Origin of the sequence: Acidovorax sp. HMWF018 (assembly GCF_003061035.1) — a bacterium.
GTDB classification, from domain to species: domain Bacteria; phylum Pseudomonadota; class Gammaproteobacteria; order Burkholderiales; family Burkholderiaceae_C; genus Acidovorax; species Acidovorax delafieldii.
Window position 1 is genome coordinate 2,031 of record NZ_QAIM01000247.1, and the last position, 2,518, is coordinate 4,548.

Sequence of the window (2,518 nt, forward strand, 5' to 3'; positions counted from 1 at the left end):
TCCTCGTGCTACCCATGCGTTTCGCGCAGGAGCCGATTGGCCAACAGGCCCAATTTACAGGCAAACGCCGGTTTGCAAGCGGGCAGAAAGGGGCGTGCGCCTAAAATCAGGGTTAATCCCGACGCTTCGTTGCGCTGCATCAGTGCCGAAGGCCTCGCGGGTTATCGTCAACAAACCACTATCCAAAGACATGTCCCTCAACAACGTCCCCCCAGGCAAGAACGTTCCTGACAGCTTCAACGTCGTCATCGAGATTCCGATGAACGCCGATCCGATCAAGTACGAAGTGGACAAGGAATCGGGCGCCATTTTTGTGGACCGTTTCATGACCACCGCCATGCACTACCCCACCAACTACGGGTATGTGCCGCAGACGCTGTCGGGTGATGGCGACCCGGTCGATGTGCTGGTGATCACGCCTTACCCGCTGTTCCCCGGCGTGGTCGTGCCCTGCCGCCCCCTGGGCATCTTGATGATGGAAGACGAGGCTGGTGTGGATGGCAAGGTGATTGCTGTGCCCACGTCCAAGATCCTGCCCATGTATGACCACTGGAAGACCATCGACGATGTGAACGCCATGCGCCGCAACGCCATCGCCCACTTCTTTGAGCACTACAAGGACCTGGAAAAGGGCAAGTGGGTCAAGGTGCTGGGCTGGGAAGGCATCGACGCCGCCAAGAAGGAAATCACCGACGGCATCGACAGCTACAAGAAGTCGCAGGCCTGATAGGTCAGATAGGCCGGTAGCGCTGGTGCTGATTGCACCAAATGCTATCAAAATAGAAGCACGCCATCCGCCATGGATGGCGTGCTTTTTTGTGAGCGGTGCCCCGGTGGGGTAGGGAAAAGCCGCGCAATGTGCGGTCAGACCCACTGATAGACTGCATTTGGTTACACACCTGGGGTGGTCCCGGTGTCACGAGGTACTTTGAGGTAATTCATGAAAATTTCTGATCTGCGCATCGGCGTGAAGCTGGCGGCGGGTTTCCTGGCGGTGGTGCTGCTGACCGCCTTGCTCGGCGCCATTGCGCTGGTGCAGATGTCCCGCATCCACGCCAACGCCGAGGAGATCGCTACCAACCTGCTGCCCAGCGTCACGCAAACGGGCGAGCTGCGGGTGCTGCTCAACCGCATGCGCCGTGCGGAGGCGGGCATGGTCACGGCGCGCAGCGCTGCCGAGGTCAAGGCGTTTGCCGAGCAGGTCGCGCAGCGCCACAAGGACCTGACCCGAGTTGAGGCGATCTACGAGCCGCTCATCGACATGCCCAAGGAGCGCGAGGTGTTCAACGCCTACAAGGCGCGCAAGGCGGCCTATGTGGCGTTGCAGGACAAGCTGGCGGACATTGCCAAGGGCGTGGACTTCAGCACTGCCGAGACCATGGAACTCACGGCAGATGCGTTGAGCATGCTGTATGCGGGCGAATCGGAGTCAGCCTTTGTGGCCACCGCCGAGACCCTGGGCGAGCTGCAAAAGATCAATGCGGACGCTGCATTGAAGGCCAATGAGGAAGCGATGACAGTGTTCAATGCGGCACGCATCTGGGTGCTGGGCACCCTCGCGCTGTGCGTGGCGTTGGCGGCCGTACTGGGTGTGGCCATCACCCGCGCCGTTACGCGCCCCGCCCATCACGCCGTGTTGGCCGCCCGCGCGATTGCCGATGGCGACCTGGCGACCGAGGTGCCCCCCGGCGGCACGGATGAAATGGGCCAGCTGCTGAATGCGCTGGGCGACATGCGGGCCAACCTGGCGCGTGTGGTGTCGGGCGTGCGCAGCAACGCCGAAGGCGTAGCGTCAGCCAGCGCACAGATCGCCTCAGGCAACAACGACCTGAGCGCGCGCACAGAGCAGCAAGCTAGTGCACTGGAAGAAACAGCCGCCTCGATGGAAGAGCTGGGCTCGACCGTGCGCCAGAACGCCGACAACGCGCGAGCCGCCAACCAGCTGGCCGTGAGCGCCAGCACCGTGGCCGTGCAAGGCGGAGACGTGGTGGCCGAAGTGGTCGAGACCATGAAAGGCATCAACGCCAGCAGCAACAAGATCGCAGACATCATCAGCGTCATCGACGGCATCGCCTTCCAGACCAACATCCTGGCGCTCAATGCAGCCGTGGAAGCCGCCCGCGCCGGCGAACAAGGCCGGGGCTTTGCCGTGGTGGCCGGAGAAGTACGCAGTCTGGCAGGACGCAGCGCAGAAGCTGCCAAGGAAATCAAAGCCCTCATCACCGCCAGCGTGGAACGCGTGGAACAAGGCACCGCCCTGGTCGACAAGGCCGGAGCCACCATGACCGAAGTCGTCAGCGCCATCCGGCGCGTGACCGACATCATGGGAGAGATCAGCGCCGCCAGCAGCGAACAAAGCGCAGGCGTAGGTCAGGTCGGCGAAGCCGTCACGCAAATGGACCAGGCCACCCAGCAAAACGCTGCCCTGGTGGAAGAAATGGCCGCGGCTGCCAGCGCGCTGAACGCCCAGGCCGGAGAACTGGTCAACGCCGTGGCCGTGTTCAAGCTCGACGCCAGC

At 62.5% G+C, this 2,518-nt stretch carries 2 protein-coding genes; both read left to right on the forward strand.

All coding sequences use genetic code 11. The features are described from left to right. Positions 1–190 precede the first annotated feature (190 nt). Complete coding sequence (ppa, locus tag DBR23_RS09015; RefSeq protein ID WP_056067328.1) at positions 191–727, forward strand: inorganic diphosphatase; 537 nt, start codon at positions 191–193, stop codon at positions 725–727. A gap of 213 nt (positions 728–940) precedes the next feature. After that, on the forward strand, positions 941–2,518 hold a 1,578-nt coding region (locus tag DBR23_RS09020; protein WP_108498027.1), incomplete at its 3' end, for a methyl-accepting chemotaxis protein.